This window comes from Marinomonas gallaica, from assembly GCF_001639745.1.
GTDB lineage: Bacteria > Pseudomonadota > Gammaproteobacteria > Pseudomonadales > Marinomonadaceae > Marinomonas > Marinomonas gallaica.
Map to the genome: position 1 here is coordinate 19,890 of NZ_LTAX01000001.1, position 15,565 is coordinate 35,454.

Annotated in this window: 14 protein-coding genes; all 14 read right to left on the reverse strand. The window is 46.6% G+C overall.

Annotation, left to right across the window (positions count from 1 at the left end):
- Positions 1 to 34 precede the first annotated feature (34 nt).
- The gene (gene ftsA / locus AYW76_RS00120; protein ID WP_067214421.1) at positions 35 to 1,309 is read right to left on the reverse strand and encodes a cell division protein FtsA; all 1,275 of its coding nucleotides are present in this window, start codon (positions 1,307 to 1,309) and stop codon (positions 35 to 37) included.
- 64 nt (positions 1,310 to 1,373) lie between these two features.
- Positions 1,374 to 2,066: a cell division protein FtsQ/DivIB gene (locus AYW76_RS00125; RefSeq protein WP_067214422.1), complete on the reverse strand. Its 693-nt coding sequence runs from the start codon at positions 2,064 to 2,066 to the stop codon at positions 1,374 to 1,376.
- Between the two features lie 4 nt (positions 2,067 to 2,070).
- Positions 2,071 to 3,024, reverse strand: a complete 954-nt coding sequence (locus tag AYW76_RS00130) for a D-alanine--D-alanine ligase (protein ID WP_067214424.1) — start codon at positions 3,022 to 3,024, stop codon at positions 2,071 to 2,073.
- Positions 3,025 to 4,446, reverse strand: coding sequence for a UDP-N-acetylmuramate--L-alanine ligase (murC, locus tag AYW76_RS00135; protein ID WP_067214426.1), 1,422 nt, complete (start codon positions 4,444 to 4,446; stop codon positions 3,025 to 3,027).
- Entirely contained in the window at positions 4,443 to 5,516 is a 1,074-nt protein-coding gene (gene murG, locus AYW76_RS00140) for an undecaprenyldiphospho-muramoylpentapeptide beta-N-acetylglucosaminyltransferase (protein WP_170756338.1), read from the reverse strand. The genes murC and murG overlap by 4 nt, the downstream gene beginning before the upstream one ends.
- Position 5,517: 1 nt before the next feature.
- The gene (ftsW, locus tag AYW76_RS00145; RefSeq protein ID WP_067214428.1) at positions 5,518 to 6,729 is read right to left on the reverse strand and encodes a putative lipid II flippase FtsW; all 1,212 of its coding nucleotides are present in this window, start codon (positions 6,727 to 6,729) and stop codon (positions 5,518 to 5,520) included.
- The gene (gene murD / locus AYW76_RS00150) at positions 6,726 to 8,075 is read right to left on the reverse strand and encodes a UDP-N-acetylmuramoyl-L-alanine--D-glutamate ligase (protein WP_067214430.1); all 1,350 of its coding nucleotides are present in this window, start codon (positions 8,073 to 8,075) and stop codon (positions 6,726 to 6,728) included. Before murD ends, ftsW begins: the two co-directional genes overlap by 4 nt.
- A gap of 4 nt (positions 8,076 to 8,079) precedes the next feature.
- The gene (gene mraY, locus AYW76_RS00155; RefSeq protein ID WP_067036949.1) at positions 8,080 to 9,162 is read right to left on the reverse strand and encodes a phospho-N-acetylmuramoyl-pentapeptide-transferase; all 1,083 of its coding nucleotides are present in this window, start codon (positions 9,160 to 9,162) and stop codon (positions 8,080 to 8,082) included.
- A gap of 14 nt (positions 9,163 to 9,176) precedes the next feature.
- Positions 9,177 to 10,538, reverse strand: coding sequence for a UDP-N-acetylmuramoyl-tripeptide--D-alanyl-D-alanine ligase (locus AYW76_RS00160; RefSeq protein ID WP_197467738.1), 1,362 nt, complete (start codon positions 10,536 to 10,538; stop codon positions 9,177 to 9,179).
- Positions 10,522 to 11,991, reverse strand: coding sequence for a UDP-N-acetylmuramoyl-L-alanyl-D-glutamate--2,6-diaminopimelate ligase (locus tag AYW76_RS00165; protein ID WP_067214432.1), 1,470 nt, complete (start codon positions 11,989 to 11,991; stop codon positions 10,522 to 10,524). Before AYW76_RS00165 ends, AYW76_RS00160 begins: the two co-directional genes overlap by 17 nt.
- A 1-nt stretch (position 11,992) precedes the next feature.
- On the reverse strand, positions 11,993 to 13,780 hold the full coding sequence (locus AYW76_RS00170) for a peptidoglycan D,D-transpeptidase FtsI family protein (protein WP_067214434.1): 1,788 nt from the start codon (positions 13,778 to 13,780) through the stop codon (positions 11,993 to 11,995).
- Positions 13,777 to 14,055: a cell division protein FtsL gene (gene ftsL / locus AYW76_RS00175; RefSeq protein WP_231872511.1), complete on the reverse strand. Its 279-nt coding sequence runs from the start codon at positions 14,053 to 14,055 to the stop codon at positions 13,777 to 13,779. Before ftsL ends, AYW76_RS00170 begins: the two co-directional genes overlap by 4 nt.
- Positions 14,048 to 14,986 (reverse strand): 16S rRNA (cytosine(1402)-N(4))-methyltransferase RsmH, encoded by a 939-nt coding sequence (rsmH, locus tag AYW76_RS00180; protein WP_067214436.1) that lies wholly within the window; start codon positions 14,984 to 14,986, stop codon positions 14,048 to 14,050. The genes ftsL and rsmH overlap by 8 nt, the downstream gene beginning before the upstream one ends.
- Positions 14,983 to 15,438 carry a division/cell wall cluster transcriptional repressor MraZ gene (mraZ, locus tag AYW76_RS00185; RefSeq protein WP_067037020.1) on the reverse strand — a complete coding sequence of 152 codons (456 nt, stop codon included), beginning with the start codon at positions 15,436 to 15,438 and terminating at the stop codon, positions 14,983 to 14,985. Before mraZ ends, rsmH begins: the two co-directional genes overlap by 4 nt.
- Between the last annotated feature and the right edge of the window lie 127 nt (positions 15,439 to 15,565).

Here is a 15,565-nt window from a genome sequence, read left to right on the forward strand (position 1 = left end):
CTTTAAGCTCCTATAATTCTGCTGTCATTCCTGACTAAATATAACTTTGAAACCAATCTTTTACTTTGTGCCACGCCTTCGCTGGACTGAAAGCAGGCTTGGCCTCACCGCTCGCCACTTCGGGCAGAAATTTCTTTTTAGGTGCATTCATTTGAGACGCCAAATCTGACGAATCAGGTGTCTGCACACTTTCTCCCGCATATTCTAACAAGCCTATACTTGTGGAATAAGTCGGATTATCAATTATCTCAGCAACACCTTTTGCTGAATGCGGCGAAGCAATACGTACAGGCATATCAAAAATATGTTCTGCTAACGCCTCCGCACCCTCCATTAAGGATGTACCGCCTGTAATCACGATGCCTGCTGGAATCCGCTCGGCATAGCCACTGCGACTCAACTCATCAAGCACCATTTTGTAAATCTCTTCGTAACGCGCCTCAACAACTTCCGCCAACGCATGACGTGAAATAGAGCGCGGTTTACGATCCCCCACACTTGGCACTTCTATGCGCTGATCAGCAGAAGCCAAACTAGACATCGCACAAGCGTAGCGAATTTTAATCGCATCTGCATGTAAAGTAGGTGTACGTAACGCTTGTGAAATATCGTTAGTTACTTGATCACCCGCCACTGGCACAACTGCCGTGTGATGCAAGGCACCATCAAGCCACACTGCAATATCAGACGTTCCCGCACCAATATCCACTAAACAAACACCAAGGTCTTTTTCGTCTTCGCTTAAGCACACCTGACTGGATGCCAGTTGCGAAAGCACAACACCATCAACCTCTAAACCACAACGACGAATACACTTCTCGACATTCATCACGGCATTCGCCGCACCTGATATCAAATGTACATTCGCTTCAAGCCTAACACCTGACATGCCAAGCGGGTCACGAATACCCTCTTGAGAGTCAATATTAAACTCTTGAGGCAAGACATGCAGAAGACGCTGATCCGACGAAATCGGCACTGCTTGCGCAGCATCAATCACGCGCTCAATATCTTCAACTTGTACTTCGCCTTCTTTGACTGCAACGATGCCATGAGAATTTTGACTGCGTATGTGGCTACCTGCGACACTCACATAAACAGAGTGTATATTGCAGCCAGCCATCAACTCGGCTTCTTCCACAGCTCGCTGGATAGATTGCACTGTGGACTCAATATTGATTACGACACCACGCTTCATGCCTTTGGCTACATGGGTACCAACACCAACCACTTCCATGACACCGTCAACACCTTTCTCCCCAACTACGCAGGTTATTTTTGAAGTGCCAACGTCTAATCCAACAATCATATAATTCCCAGCTATCCTACAACCAACAAACCATTGCTCAAAAAAGCAACAATCAGACCAACTTTTACTCTTCGGGTTTCCAATTAACCGCTACCCCATGAGGATAGCGAGCATCAACCGAGGCAATTCGATCTATTCTACCCGATAAATCACTTTTATACACGGCTACAAACCGCTGCAACCGCTCTAATACTTCATCTCGACCCAGTTTTACGCTCACCCCGTTAGAAAATGAAATATTCCACGCTCCACGGTCTTCTAACTGCAGTGACGCAACCCTAAGAGACGTCGTCGACAGCATTTGGCTAATTAATGTAAACTGATCCAAAACAGCTGCCTCCGTATCAACGGGACCTGACAATCGTGTTAACGGCAAGTCTGGGGTATTTCTAGGTGAAATAATTTTCCCATCGGCGGTAATAACTTTCCCCCCACCCCATAACGCAACAGGTCTGTGCTCTCGCACTTCAATGCGTAACGTGTGAGGCCAGACGCGACGAATCTTCGCCGATTCTACCCATTCCGGCTGCGCGCCAAAGTAGCGCAATGCCTCCATCGGTTCTTCGAATAATCCTCGCCCCAACAGCTTGTTATAGCTTTTTTGCAAATCCGCTCGGTCGGCATACTGCAAATCCCCCACCACATCAATTTCTCGGATATCAAACATAGGGGCATCCGTAGCCAACTGATCTGGATTATCTTGAAACAAGGCAAACATAATCAGCAGTATCGCGCCTATTAACGCTGCGGTACGCATTCGTTTAGCTCACCCCTACACAGTCTTGCCAAGCTGACTCAATGATCATTTCAACCAATTCATCGTAACTAATGTCCGCATAGGCAGCCGCCATAGGCACCAAACTGTGTGACGTCATCCCCGGTGAAGTATTCACCTCAAGCACAGTAAAATCACCTTCAGCCGTTTGCATGATGTCGACACGCCCCCAGCCACGACAATTAAGCGATTGATAAGCATCAAGCGCCAACGCTTGTATCTCAAGTTCGAGATCGTCCGACAATCCACACGGCAAAAGATACTGCGTATCATCTGCCAAATACTTTGCTTCATAGTCATAAAGCGCATGCCCTTGAGCAGGCTTTAAACCAATTGGCGCATAAGCGACATCATCAATGATAGTCACAGTAAACTCGGCACCAGAAACAAACTCTTCAACCAACACATCAGAGTCATATCGCTTAGCGTCTTCCAAAGCGGCTTTCAACTCAGACTGATCGTTGACTTTACTGATTCCAATGGTGGAGCCCTCTCGCGATGGCTTAATAATCAGAGGGTATGACATTTCTTCATTAATCTGATCAACATCAGGCTCGGCACTGAAGCACAAATAATTAGGCGTTGGAATCCCAAGCCCTTGCCAATAGCGCTTTGTCAGAGCTTTGTCCATAGCAAAACCAGAGGCCAACGGCAAACTACCGGTATAAGGTTTTTCCAACATATCTAACAATGCCTGAACTCGACCATCTTCCCCCTCTCCACCATGCAAAGCAATGAAGGCGATATCAAATTCAGTGTCCATCAGCTGCTTGACTGGATCAAATTTTTCATCTTCACCGTACAAATCAATTTTGACTACTTGGTAACCTTTATTGATCAATGCTTGAGCCACACCTGCACCACTTTCAAGTGACACTTCTCGCTCAGCAGAACGACCACCATAGATGACTGCTACCGTTTTTTCCTTCAGTAAACTCACTTAAACCCCCTGAGCAGCCAACTTTTTAGAAATCGCACCTATATCACCAGCTCCTTGCGTGATCAGCAAGTCGTCTGGGCGTAAAACATTTGCCAAGATTGAACGCAAATCGTCCTCACTGCTGACATGAATAGGGTCTACGTTACCGCGTTGACGAATGCTGCCACACATAGATTTACTGTCAGCCCCGTTAATCGGGGTCTCGCCGGCGGAGTAGACGTCCAATAGTAGCAACACATCAACCTTTGACAGTACTTTTACAAAGTCTTCGTAAAGATCACGAGTACGCGTATAACGATGCGGCTGGTAAACCATTACCAAGCGTTTCTCAGGCCACCCATCCCGAATAGATTTAATCGTCGCTTTCACTTCACTAGGGTGATGACCGTAGTCATCAACAAACATAACTCGACCTCCTTCCGCCAGCGTTAAATCGCCTTGCTCTTGAAAGCGTCGTCCAACGCCTTCAAAGCCCATTAGCCCTGCTTGAATCGCTGCGGCATCAACACCTAAATCTGTTGCTACCGCGATGGTAGCTAACGCATTCAAAATGTTGTGTCGACCCGGCATCGGCAAACGAATACGCAAAGGTTCACCTTCTGGACGGTGTGCTAAGAATTCACAAAAACGCCCTTTTTGAGAAATCTCGGTCGCATAAAAATCCGCTACCTGATCAATACCGTAGGTTAAAACTGGACGGCTTAGAAAAGGCATAATTTCACGGACATTGTCATCGTCTACACATAAAACCGCCAGACCATAAAATGGCAAGTTATGAACAAACTCAATAAAAGTATGCTTTACCTGCTCAAAATCACCGTTATAGGTGTCCATGTGGTCTTCATCAATATTCGTCACGATCACTGTTTGAGGCTGTAAGTGAAGGAACGATGCATCACTCTCATCGGCTTCTGCCACAAGGTATTTGCTGCTACCTAGCTGGGCATTGGCCCCCGCACTGGTCAAGCGACCACCAATCACGAACGTTGGTGATTCATCCGTTGCCGCTAGGATAGAGGCCATCAAACTGGTGGTGGTCGTTTTACCATGCGTACCTGCCACCGCAATACCGTGACGGTAACGCATTAATTCTGCCAACATTTCAGCACGCGGCACAATCGGAATACGGTTCTCTTTGCCCCATTTAATTTCAGGATTACCGCTATCGATCGCACTCGATACAACAATAACATGGGCATTTTTAACATTATCTTCTTGATGCCCAATATAAATATCAACACCCAACGCCGATAATCGCTCAGTGGTGGCGGAAGCTTTCATATCTGAACCGCTGACATTATACCCTTGGTTCGAAAGTACTTCGGCGATGCCCGACATGCCCACACCACCCACACCAATAAAGTGGATATTTTGAATACGACGCATTGTCGGGATGTCGTAGCGAAACTTAGCTTCCATCATTTCTTTATTAACCTTATGCACTGGGACACCACTGTTTGTGTGGCATCCGGATGGGCAGCAAGCTTTGCTTGCTCAGCCATTGTTCTTAATTTGTTCGAATCGTTAGCCATATCAGCTAAATACTTTTCAAGGCTTGCTACAGATAATGCTGGTTGTGGCATCAAATACGCAGCACCAACATCTTCCAATGAGCGAGCATTCGCCGTTTGATGGTCATCTATAGCATGGGGATACGGCACTAAAATTGAAGGCAACCCAGCAATCGCTAGCTCACTAACGGTCATCGCGCCTGCTCGACACACGACCACGTCCGCCCAATAATACGCCTGCGCCATATCATCAATGTAAGCATCCACACGTGCCTCTACATTCAAACGTCGATAGTCTGCCGAAACAGCCTCATGGTTTCGTGGGCCAGTTTGATGCCACACATCTAAGCGTGTTTCATGAGACCATTCAGCTAATAATAGTGGTATCACATCGTTAATCGCCTTCGCACCTAAACTGCCACCCACTACCAACAAACGTAGAGGTCGTGAAGGCTCATCCCGGACAGGGCGTGTTTGTTGAGCTAAAATAGCGCCACGCACTGGGTTACCCACGGTTAACCCGTTTGACAAGGCACCAGCAAACGCTTGCAATTTAAGCTTGGCAATTTTGGACAACAAAGTATTGGTTGTACCTGCTACCGCATTTTGCTCATGAATTGCCAAAGGGATACCCAGAATCTTCGCTGCGACACCACCAGGACCTGCAACAAATCCCCCCATGCCTAATACTAAATCGGGTTTTTCCCGTCGCAGAATAGCGATCGCTTGGCCAATCGAATGGGCAATACGCCAAGGTGCAGCTAACAAGCCCAGCACACCTTTTCCACGAACGCCTTTAATGGATACGGTGTGCAATGGAACATCGTGCTTCGGCACCAATGTTTCTTCCATACCACCAGCAGAGCCCATCCAGCAGACATCCACGCCTAACGAGGCAAACTTTTCTGCACACGCTAACGCTGGATAAATATGACCGCCTGTACCACCCGCCATCAACATTACTTTCTTAGGTTTAGACAAACTAAGCGTCCCCTGTTTCCCTAATCATTCGCTCTTTATCCGAGCGTTTTTCATCTTTGTCTAACTCAGGCTCAATACGCCGATTTTCTATATCTACTCGCGCAATAACAAACAAACTGGCCAGCGTAATAATCAAGCTACTGCCACCGTAGCTAATTAAGGGCAGTGTTAGGCCTTTCGTCGGAAGAAAACCTGTATTTACCCCAACATTGATAATGACCTGTGCCAAAATCAAAATTGAAAAACCAAAGCACATGTAACCTTGGAACAAGCGCCCTAAACGCATGGCTTTCTGCCCTATATTAAATGCCCGAGATAACATAAAACCAAAGGCACCTAACAACAACATACCACCAAACATGCCCGTTTCTTCGACCCAAATCGAAAACACAAAATCTGTGTGTGCCTCTGGCAAGTAGGCTAATTTTTGCACACTATTACCAAGCCCTAGTCCAAACCACTCACCACGCCCATAAGCAATCAAAGCTTGGGACAATTGGTAACCGTCATTATAAGGATCTGCCCACGGGTCAATAAAGTTCATCAGGCGCTTAATACGATAACTTTCCGATACAGCAACCACACCTAATGCCGCAACGACCGCGACCACCAAACCAATGAACTGATAAATAGGTGCACCAGCAATAAAAAGCAGCGCTATAACCGTACCAATTAATACAACCGAGGCACCAAAATCGGGCTCTAACAGCAAACAAATTAGAAACAAAAAGGACACCACCATCGGCATCCCTGATCCCATCAACTGCTGCCTAACACGATCAGCTCGACGCACCAAATACCCCGAGACATACACCACCATACAGACCTTAGCGACTTCCGATGCCTGCAAATTGAAAACCACTAAATTAATCCAACGCCGACTACCGTTTACCGTTTTGCCAATCCCCGGCACCAACACCAAGATAAGCAATAACAACGAGAACAGCATTAACGGCACACCATATTTATGCAGCACCTCTGTCGGTACCGACATCATGAAGTAGCCAAAACCCAAGCCAATCATCAAATAAATAAGCTGTCGGACCATAAAATAAAACGGGTGGCCATACTTTGTTTCAGATAAAAAAATTGACGCACTAGAAACCATGACGACTCCCAACACTAAAACGCAAGCCACCGATGCCATAAAGACAGCATCGACCTTACGCAGCTCTTGATAGGAAACAGGTTCTAGAAACTCGCGAATATTCATAGCTGAGTAACCAATGCTTGAAAGTGCTCACCACGAGCTTCAAAGTTTTTATATTGATCAAAGCTTGCACATGCAGGAGAGAAAAGCACAATATCACCTCGCTCTACATTACTTTGCACTGCATTCATCACATCGACTAAATCTGTATGTTCAGAGTATGAAGTCTGTGATGGAATAATGTCGATGATCTGGTCCGCATCTTTACCAAAAACATAAAGGTGACTGACAAACTTTGCTAAAGCCGGTGCAAGCGGAGCAAAATCGGCCCCCTTACCCACACCACCGGCAATCAGATGAATATGCTTCGCTTGTTTATTGCCTAAGCCTTCCAGCGCCGCCACGGTTGCACCGACATTTGTCCCTTTCGAATCATTGATGTAAACCACGCCTTCTGTTTCTCGAACCGTTTCACAACGATGAGGCAGACCGGCAAATTGCGCCAATACATCAGCTACTTCCGGCGTGTTAATTGGGAGATTCAACACATCTAATATCGCCAAGCAGGCCAAGACATTGGCATAGTTATGCTCTCCTTTAAGCTTAATGTCTTTGGTGTTGTAAAGACGTTTAACCCCATGACATAACCACACCCCATCTTCATCTTTCAAGATGCCGAATTCTTTTAGATCTGGGCTGCCTTTGGAAAAAGCTCGAACAGGGGTATTCTGCGCCAATAAAGGCGCCGTTAGGATATCTTGCTTATTGCATACCGCAGCCTTACAACCACGGTATACACGCTGTTTAGCACGTTGATAGCTGTATAGATCATCGTAACGATCCATATGATCTGCTGACACATTTAGCAAACACGCCACATCAGCTTGCAAACCTTGCGTTGTTTCAAGCTGAAAACTGGACAGTTCCAGTACATAATAATCCACATCTTCTGCTAATAGATCCAACGCCGGCAGCCCTAAGTTGCCACCTGCCACGGAGCGCTTACCAATTGCCAATAACAACTCATTGACCAAAGTGGTTACGGTACTTTTGGCATTCGACCCCGTGATCGCAATAAACGGAGCATTGGCGTAATCGCGGAACAAATCAATGTCGCCACGCATGGCAACACCTTGCTCAGCTAACGTTTGCAGTACTGGCGTTGCCAACGCAATACCGGGACTCACAAACAGTTCCGTCGCTCCGAGTGTCTTTAAATGCTCTAGACTGCCTGTAAAAATTCGATCTGCAGGGCAAATAGCTTTAACCTGATCAAGCCCTGGGGGATTTTCACGAGAATCTACTACGTAAAAATCCAGCCCCTTACTTGCCAAAAATTGCGCCGTAGACACACCACTGACACCAAGCCCCACCACTGCACGAACGCGATCCGAAGAAATAAGAGACATGCGACTACCTTACTTTAAGTGTGGCAATACCGATCAACACCAAGCACACAGTGATAATCCAGAAACGAACAATAACCTTTGGTTCCGCCCAGCCTTTTAGCTCAAAGTGATGGTGGATAGGCGCCATTCGAAAAATACGACGTTTAGTAAGCTTGTAGGAAGCCACTTGCAAAATCACCGACACAGTCTCCATAACAAAGACGCCGCCCATAATAAACAAAACCAGCTCTTGTCGAACAATGACTGCAATCACCCCTAGTGCAGCCCCCAAAGCCAAGGCACCTACATCCCCCATGAATACTTGAGCCGGATAGGTATTGAACCACAAGAAGCCAAGGCCAGCGCCCACTAACGCAGCACAAAACACGATCAACTCGCCGGTCCCACCGACGTAGGGAATCAATAGGTATTCGGCAAATTTTATGTTACCTGTTAAGTAAGCGAATAAACCTAATGCACCACCGACTAATACCGTTGGTAAAATCGCCAAACCATCTAAGCCGTCGGTCAAATTCACCGCATTACTGGTACCGACAATTACAAAGTAAGTGAACACCACATAAAATATACCTAGCGGAATAGCAACGTCTTTTAAAAGTGGAATTAACAAAGATGTCTCGGCAGGCGTTTGCGCAATACTGTAAAGGTAAATAGCCGCCGATAACCCGAAGACACTCTGCCAAAAGTATTTCCATTTAGCGGGTAAACCACGTGAGTTTTTCTCAACCACTTTACGGTAATCATCCACCCAACCCACTGCACCAAAAGCAATCATGGTCAACAGTGTCACCCAAACATACGGATTCGTTAGATCGCCCCACAACAAAGTACTGACACTAATAGAAAAAATGATCATCACACCACCCATGGTCGGCGTGCCCGCCTTGCTTAGGTGAGACTGAGGACCATCGTCACGCACTGCTTGACCAATCTGCAAACGTTGCAATAAACGAATGACTTTGCCACCGATTAATAGGGAGATAAATAAAGCCGTCAACACTCCTAAAATCGCACGTAACGATAGATAGTTAAAGACAGTAAAAAACGTTAAATACTTGCTAAGGTAAGCTGTTAAAAGCAGTAGCATGGTTAGGCCAATTCCTAATTTTTGAGAGCGTTAACAATATCTTCCATTTTGGCCGAACGAGAGCCTTTCACCAAAATGACATGTTCGTGATTAAGTGCCTGCAAGAGAGCAAGCGCTTCGTGTTTGGTTTCACAACGATGAGACAATTGCTCTGATCGTTTTTTGTTTTCAAAGCCATTGACAGCAAAACCTGCCACTGAACCAATGGTCACCAAGTGATCAACGCCAGCTTTCGCAGCATAGACACCCAGCCCTTCATGTATGGATTGCTCTAAGTCACCTAATTCACCAAGCGCCCCCAAAACCATCCATTTTGAGTGCGTTTTATACAGCGCCAATACATCCATCGCGGCTTCAACCGATTTTGGGCTGGCATTGTAACAATCATTAATGATGACGGCTTCATTTTTTCCCGTCAAAAGCTCCATCCGCCCAGGGACTTGCTCAGGGTGCTTAAGCTTCGACAAAACATCCATTACTTCAAACCCTAACGCCAACATCGCCAGTGCCACGGCCATCGCATTCGCAACATGATGTCGACCGGGTCGGTCAAGCTGTAACTGGTAGGTGTTTTGATTGTAAACTAACGTAGTCGTGGATCCATCAACACTTTCATTTACTTGCTTAGCGAACAAGGTGGCACAGTCATTATTAAATGAAAACGACAGCAATGAACGCGGCCCAAGTAAGCTTTGCCAATAGTCAAAAGAAGGGTCATCAGCATTAAGAACTACCGTCGCATTGGGTTTAGACGTCTCTATCAGCTTGCCCTTTTCAACAGCAATCCCTTGAATGGAACCAAACCCCAATAAATGACTACCGCTGGCATTGGTCAACACCACAACATCTGCTTCAATGCTAGTGCCTAGTCTCTCAATTTCGCCTGGAAAGCTTGTACCCGCTTCAATAACCGCAAACCGATCGTCTGACTGAAGCTGAAGAAGAGTTTTTGGCACACCAATTTGGTTATTAAGGTTGCTTTGAGTTTTCAAAACTTTGGTCGATTGAGCTAAGGCATTTGCCAGCCAATCTTTAACACTGGTTTTGCCATTACTACCTGTAATGGCAACCACGGGATGCTTATAGAAACGTCTCTGCATGCGAGCAATTGTCGCGTAGGCAGCGCCCGTATCGGACACTTCAATACGTGGCGTTACATTCACAGACGAACTGACCAAGACCGCAGACGCCCCCAGGGCAATTACCTGCTCGGAAAAGTCATGTCCATCAAAGCGCTCACCTACCAACGCAACAAACAGTTTGCCCTCTAAGTCATCGCGAGAATCTGTTGAAACACCAGCAATGAGTGCATCCGACCCAATTAGTGAGCCGCCTACTTCTGCTGCAATTTCTGATAATCTAAGCGTTTTCAACATACGTATTGAGCGCGTTACGCGCCTCCTCACAGTCATCAAAGTGGTGACGTACACCATTAATCTCTTGGTAGGTCTCGTGCCCTTTACCCGCAATCAACACAATGTCATCCGGTGCCGCCAAGGCGATGGCCTGGGCAATCGCTTTGCGCCGATCAACTTCTACCGATACAGGTGCTAGGTTCGAATCTAACGCCGTCAATACATCGTCTATAATAGCCAGCGGTGACTCAGTACGAGGATTATCCGACGTCAACCACACGTAATCCGCCTGCTGCTGTGCCACGGCCAACATCAAAGGACGCTTGCCTTTATCTCGATCTCCACCACAGCCAAAGACACAAATCACTCGACCACTCGCATGATCATGAATCGCCCTTAACGCCACGTCCAAAGCATCAGACGTATGCGCGTAATCCACTAAAACCAAAGGCGCGTGCTCCGCTTTGCAGGGCTGCATTCGGCCTGGCGCACCTTTCAAGCCACTAAGCGCCTTCACCAACCTAGCTTCGTGTTTTACTTCACTTAATACGGCAGCCAGTGCCGCCAAGGCATTTTGTACATTGAACTCACCAAGTAACGGCAAAAAAGCATCGTAACGATTAGCATGTATTTTAATTGAGAGCTGCAAACCCGTCTGGCAAAACGTTTTATCACTCACCCCAAACTCTACACCCGAAGTAGCCTGAGACGAATAACGCCACACTGGCGCGACACTCCCGTGCGCCATATAATCTGCATAATCCGAGTCAGTGCAAACAATACTGCGCTGTAAAGTTTCGAACTCAAATAGACGTCGCTTAGCCTGAGCATAAGACGTCATAGAGCCATGGTAATCAAGGTGGTCACGAGTAAGGTTTGAGAAAATCGCTGTTGACACTGGCACACCAGCCAAGCGGTTTTGATCTAATGCATGGGAAGATGCCTCAAACGCAACCAATTCAATACCTTGCGCTGCAAAGGAGGATAAAAGTTTGTGTAAGGTAAGCAAATCAGGTGTGGTTTGTTTAGCTTCTTGCAGATCGTGCAGAGAGCCTATACCAAAAGTACCTATCATGGCGCTCGGCACACCAGCAGCTTCTGCTAATTGAGCCACATAGTAACAAATGCTGGACTTGCCATTCGTCCCCGTGACCGCAACAATGTGAGCAGGAACAGGACCATAGACATGACGCGCTAACGTTGCGAGCGCTAACTCAATGTCATCCACTTCGATCAAGGTCAATCTGCTGTGCTGAAGATTCAGACCAGCAGGCACAAGCGCTATGTGACAACCATTATCTGCAACTTGATCCAAGTAATCCCAGCCATGACTAGAGACACCAGGGAGCGCCACAAATACTGTTTCAGAGGTCGCTAAACGAGAATCGGTCTCTAAAGACCGATACTCACACTGATTAATTTGCCAACCATTCTCAAGGTCAAGCCACTCAAGAAGTTGCTCAAAGGTAAACATTTTAGTTTCCTTGTACGATTCGATGCGACGCCTTATTCGTATTGTCCAAGCGAACTTCCCGTAGGCCTTCAGGACGATCCGGCGGAATATTCAAGGTAGTCAACGCACCTTCCATTACGCGTGAAAACACTGGCGCTGAAACTTCGCCACCATAGTATTTACGACCTTTGGGGTCATTTACCATAACCACCATCGCCAGTCGCGGATTCGTTGCCGGCGCAATACCCGCAAACAACGAAATATACTGATCGTATTCATAACCACCCGATCCCACTTTGTGAACCGTACCTGTTTTACCTGCTACATTGTAGCCGGGAATCTGAGCCTTTTTCCCCGAGCCTTTCGTAACAACGGCTTGCAACATATGCACAACGTCTTGCGCAATATTGGCAGGAATTACTTGGTCACCTTGTGGCGGAATATCTTGTTTGAACAGAGTAACAGGCACTTTGTAACCGTGATTTGCCAACGTCATATAGGCTTGCGCAAGCTGCAAAGTCGACAACGACAAACCGTATCCGTAAGACAAGGTTGCGATTTCAGACGGATGCCACTTAGGATGCATCGGCAGCTTGCCGGTGGCTTCACCTGGAAAACCAAGACCCACAGGTGAGCCAACACCCAACTCGTAAAACATATTCCAAATCGTGTCTTGTGGTAACGACAGTGCGATACGAGAGGTCCCGACGTTACTCGATTTCACCAACAATGTTTCTAAATCAATGTCACCGTAATTTCTAAAATCGCGAATGGTGTAACGACCAAAACGCAAATAACCGGGGTTTGTATCAATGATAGATTCAGTCGTATATTGACCCGAGCGCAATGCGGCCGTCACAGAAAAAGGTTTCATGGTTGAGCCTGGCTCAAATAAATCAATGACAGCTCGGTTACGCAACTCGTCAGGCTCTAAATTAGATCGGTCATTGGGATTGAATGATGGCTGGTTAACCATCGCCAATATTTCACCTGTGCGCACGTCAAGAATCACGGCTGACGCAGAGCTTGCACGCTGCTCAGTCACCACAGCTTTCAGCTCACGGTAGGCCATGTATTGAAGACGCATATCAATACTTAGCTCTATATTTTCACCCGCTTGCTCTGGCACTTCTTGTCCCAGCGTGCGAATAATGTTGCCCTTAAGATCTTTCATGTAAGAGATCTTACCTGGCTGTCCTTGCAGAGCCTGCTCGTAGGCGAGCTCAATGCCTTCCTGCCCTTTGTCATCAATATTGGTAAAACCAACCACCTGAGCGGTCACCTCACCCGCAGGATAAAAGCGCTTGTACTCTTTGATTTTGCTCACGCCAACGATGTCGGCCTCTAAGATAACTTCTGCTTCTGGCGGCGGTACCTGACGCTTTAAATACATAAACCCTTTGTTACGGTTTATCTCAAAGCGCTCTTTCAACAATGCCGATCCGACGCCCATTGCATCCGCTAAGCGTTTGATTTCTTTCTCTGGGTACAAGCGCTCGCCAACAGGCTTTGATAAGTTCTCTGGGTCTTTATCTAAACCCCATAACATTTTAGGGTTAGCAATCACCGTCCAAGTCGGGGTACTAACCGCTAGCGGTTCACCATTACGATCTAAGATCATGCCACGAGTAGCAGGAATGGATTCAGTACGAACAGCTCGCATTTCGCCTTGGTTTTGCAAAAACTCTTTATCAAGCACCGTTAAATAGAACAAACGCCCTGCGGCAACGGAAAACAAAGCGAAGGCGATGGCGTAGACAAGATATAGACGCCATTTGCTGGGTGAAAAATTGTGTTCGTTTGTGTTCATGGCTTCACTATGACCAATTCTTCAGGGGTAGGAGCACGCATCTTTAAATCCTTTATAGCCGCTTGTTCCAATCGACTTGGCTGGGTCAGGGCGCTTTGTTCCAACAATAGCTGCCCCCAAACCACCTCATAATTCACTTCATCTTTTTTTAACTTCTGCAGATACGAAAAATCCCTGCGAAAGTCATACACTTGAATGACCAATACAATCGCCATAACACCTAGCAGCACAAGTGCTCCTATAAACGATAGATGCTTTGCCATTGGCTCATTCACTGACGCGCTCCATGACACGCAACACGGCACTGCGTGAACGAACGTTATCATCCACTTCCCCTTTAGAAGGTTTGGTCGCCTTGCCAATGGTCTTAAAGTGAATATTTAAATGCGCGTTTTGAATCGGCAAATGGCGCGGTAAATCCGGCCCTTTACACATCTTTTTCATAAATTGCTTAACGATACGATCTTCTAGTGAATGAAAACTGATGACGACCAGACGACCACCTACTTTTAGTGCTTTAGCAGCCGCTTCCAGGCCCTCTTCTAGATCACCTAGCTCGTTATTAATGAAAATTCGGATCCCTTGAAATGCGCGAGTCGCTGGGTTTTTACCTTTCTCCCAAGCGGGATGTGCTTCAGCAACAATTTTAGCCAATTGCGTGGTGGTGGTAATCGGTGTTTGTGAACGCTTTTCGACTATCGCGCGAGCAATACGACGAGAGAAACGCTCTTCACCATATTGATACATCACGTCGGCAATCTCTTTCTCTTTCGCGACCGCAATCCAATGTGCTGCACTCATGCCCACATCTGGATTCATACGCATGTCCAACGGGCCATCGTTCATAAAACTAAAACCACGGCTAGCGTCGTCTAATTGAGGAGACGAAACACCTAAATCCATCATAATGCCGTCGACTTTATCAGTACCAAACACTTCCTGAATATGCTCAGCCATGTTGGCAAAACTGTCTTGCACAATCGTAAAACGCTCATCCTCGGCTTCAAGTGCTTTACCGTGTCCTATTGCAACGGGATCTTTATCAAAACCAAGCATTGTTCCTGTCGTCAGGCGCGATAACACCAAACGCGTATGTCCACCACGGCCAAACGTTCCATCGACATAGGTTCCTGCTGTATCGGTTACAAGCATGTCTACCGATTCATTCAGCATGACACTGATATGTTCTGGCGTTGTTTCTGTCATAGTGAGATATCCATCAAAGTATCGAGTTCTAAGTTTTCTAACGTGGCTTCGGACAGGTACTCTTCTCGCTGAGTTTCCCACTCTTCCAAGCCCCAAATTTCTAGTTTCTTACCCTGACCTAACAGGGTGGATTTGCGTTCAATTTTGGCAAACTCTCGCAGCGGACTAGGCAATAACACCCGCCCCGCACTATCAAGCTCCAAATCGGTTGCGTGACCCACCAACAAACGCTGCAATCTTCTTGCTTGCGGATTAAATGTTGGTAGGCGATCTAATTTCTCTTGGATTTGCTCCCACTCTTGCAATGGATACAGCAGCAAGCATCTTGACATCGGATCAATGGTAACAATCAGTCCAGCTTCATCGTATTGGAGGAATTCGTCGCGTAAGCGCGCCGGCAGAGACATCCGCCCCTTAGCGTCCACACTTACCTGATGAATTCCTCTAAACATGCCCATATCCCACTTATCGACACTCTCCCCCACAATTTAACACTAATTTTTCAAATAGATAAAAAAAAACCAAAAAAAATTCGCACAAGGCGAACTATTTGGTCATTCAGTACGTTTTATTGGCGAA

Excerpts from the sequence above, each read along its gene's own strand:
- ftsA (WP_067214421.1), bottom strand. The coding sequence starts at position 1,309 with ATGATTGTTGGATTAGACGTTGGCACTTCAAAAATAACCTGCGTAGTT.
- AYW76_RS00125 (WP_067214422.1), bottom strand. The coding sequence starts at position 2,066 with ATGCGTACCGCAGCGTTAATAGGCGCGATACTGCTGATTATGTTTGCC.
- murC (WP_067214426.1), bottom strand. The coding sequence starts at position 4,446 with ATGATGGAAGCTAAGTTTCGCTACGACATCCCGACAATGCGTCGTATT.
- ftsW (WP_067214428.1), bottom strand. The coding sequence starts at position 6,729 with ATGAATATTCGCGAGTTTCTAGAACCTGTTTCCTATCAAGAGCTGCGT.
- murD (WP_067214430.1), bottom strand. The coding sequence starts at position 8,075 with ATGTCTCTTATTTCTTCGGATCGCGTTCGTGCAGTGGTGGGGCTTGGT.
- mraY (WP_067036949.1), bottom strand. The coding sequence starts at position 9,162 with ATGCTACTGCTTTTAACAGCTTACCTTAGCAAGTATTTAACGTTTTTT.
- AYW76_RS00160 (WP_197467738.1), bottom strand. The coding sequence starts at position 10,538 with ATGTTGAAAACGCTTAGATTATCAGAAATTGCAGCAGAAGTAGGCGGC.
- AYW76_RS00165 (WP_067214432.1), bottom strand. The coding sequence starts at position 11,991 with ATGTTTACCTTTGAGCAACTTCTTGAGTGGCTTGACCTTGAGAATGGT.
- AYW76_RS00170 (WP_067214434.1), bottom strand. The coding sequence starts at position 13,780 with ATGAACACAAACGAACACAATTTTTCACCCAGCAAATGGCGTCTATAT.
- rsmH (WP_067214436.1), bottom strand. The coding sequence starts at position 14,986 with ATGACAGAAACAACGCCAGAACATATCAGTGTCATGCTGAATGAATCG.
- mraZ (WP_067037020.1), bottom strand. The coding sequence starts at position 15,438 with ATGTTTAGAGGAATTCATCAGGTAAGTGTGGACGCTAAGGGGCGGATG.